Genomic DNA, 2,009 nt, shown 5'->3' with positions numbered 1-2,009 from the left:
GGTCAGCAGTGCGTCGAGCACGACGAGAAGGTTCAGATCAAGGCCTTTGAAGCGCATCGCTTCCACTTATCCATAGCGTGAATGCTCACGATCTAAACAATCGATTTTACCAAACTTCCAGGGCGCTGCATAGATGACCGCACCTGACATGCACCCGATCACGCCACGGCTTCTGTAGCGTGTGCTGGGAAATGACTTGCAAGTAGCCGATCATGTCGAGCTCTCCGCTTTCTTCCGAAAGGCCTCTGGGCCGACAGGGGCCTTCATGCGGTCGTAGCTGGGCCGGCGCAAGGCCGGAGGTTCGCGCAATCGGCTCTATGTGCACGGCGTAGCGGCTTACTTGGACCTGCTGCGCCGTTCATCACGGTTGGCGAGGTTGATTTCTTGGTAGGCGAACTCGGATTGTACAGGGTGCATCCGGATCTTGAGAGACTCGGAATGAGCCATTCTATCCACGTCATGCGTCCGGTGCAGCAGCAGCTTGGCATTCCATTCGCCTTTGGCACGATTCGGCACGCGCTGCGGAATCATCTTGAGAGGTTCTGCAGAGACGTCCTGGCGACCATAGTGCCGGGCCATCGCCTCGCCACACATGATCGCGACCGCCACTGCGTTCCAGGTTTGCGATCAGGCACTGGGATTTCGTCCGCTCGGTTGCAGCCAGTCGGCCCTCGATACCACGCCCCGATCCGCGTAAACTTCGATCTTTTCACCGAAACTGGCGTGCTCGCCGTGCCCAGAAACGGCCGTAGCAACCGCAACAGATGGGCTGGAGTCTGATGCTTGATCAAATAACAGTCGGAGCGAAGGGACGCGGCTCGCGCCCAGCAGAGACGCACGACCGAGACCTAAGCCTTGATTTCGCCAAAGGTATACTAATTACTTTAGTGATAATTGGGCACTTAGTACAATATTTAATTTATCGAGGCACTGACGATTTCTGGACGTCTCCGTATTATAAGTCGATCTACATGTTTCATATGCCTCTCTTTATGGCGATAAGTGGATATGTTTCTTCTGGGGCAATTTTGCGAAAACCGTTCATTCAAGGGGTCGGCAATCGAGCAACGCAGTTACTACTACCAATGCTTTTTTGGTGTGCGTTAATTTGGACACTAAAGTCCGCCATGATCCCTCCTGCGACAAGCTTAACTGATGGATTGCTGGACTTTTCGAAGGAACTCATTGGAACATACTGGTTCATATGGGCGGCGTTTATCTCTTTCATTCTAATTAGACTGTTTACGATTTCCAATCGCGTATCGATGTGGATTATAAGCGCATCTGCAATTGCAGTCGCATGCGCGCCCATCACATTATCAATAGCCCCGTCATTAAGATACACTTACCCATTTTATTGTCTCGGGTTCTTGCTTGCGCAGCCGATTGGATGGCAGAAAATTATCATTTGGGCAGACAAATCAATTTTTGTAGTTTTGCTGTCAATAACAGCTTTGATATGCTTTATTTTGTGGGGAAAGGAGACTTACGCTTACAACAATCTCGTATTAATTCATGATAAACAGTCGGCTGAACAAGTATTTCTGATGTTCACTGGCTCGGCAGCAGCTTCTGCAGTAGCGATGCAGCTTATGTTCCGGTGCTGGAGAATTGTCTATTCAACTAGAGTAGCTCAGTTTGTCGCGGTGGAGCTTGGTCAGAGCACGCTGCTGCTTTACCTGGTCCAAGGTGCCGTGTTTCGCCTCATGGATGTGATACAGTTTGGAGAACTCTGGAATCTCACGACCAGAATCGCGTTCGCAAGTGTGGTTGGAGTGGCGATTGTCGTCACGGCGATGGCAATTCGCAAGATTGCGCGCGACCTTGGATATGTGTCGCAGATCCTTGTCGGAGCGCCGCCACGCCCAAGTCTGCTCAAATCTCAATCTGCAATGAATTAGCCACCCACAATGGTCGCGATGACAAGCAACCACGTTACGGACAGATGAGGCATGCGTTTCAAAGGCCTTGATCTGAACCTTCTCGTTGTGCTCGACGCACTGCTGACC

The 2,009-nt window shown here is 51.2% G+C and carries 1 protein-coding gene and 1 pseudogene; both read left to right on the top strand.

Annotated elements, in window-relative coordinates:
• Nucleotides 1–181 precede the first annotated feature (181 nt).
• Nucleotides 182–780: pseudogene (locus tag AC0L2A_RS36045) on the top strand (NodA family N-acyltransferase).
• Nucleotides 780–1,901, top strand: a complete 1,122-nt coding sequence (gene nolL / locus AC0L2A_RS36040; protein WP_473612936.1) for a nodulation factor fucose acetyltransferase NolL — start codon at nucleotides 780–782, stop codon at nucleotides 1,899–1,901. Before AC0L2A_RS36045 ends, nolL begins: the two are co-directional and overlap by 1 nt.
• The last annotated feature ends 108 nt before the right edge of the window (nucleotides 1,902–2,009 follow it).

Source organism: Mesorhizobium sp. WSM4844 (assembly GCF_055811775.1).
This window is presented reverse-complemented; position numbering and strand designations above follow the sequence as displayed.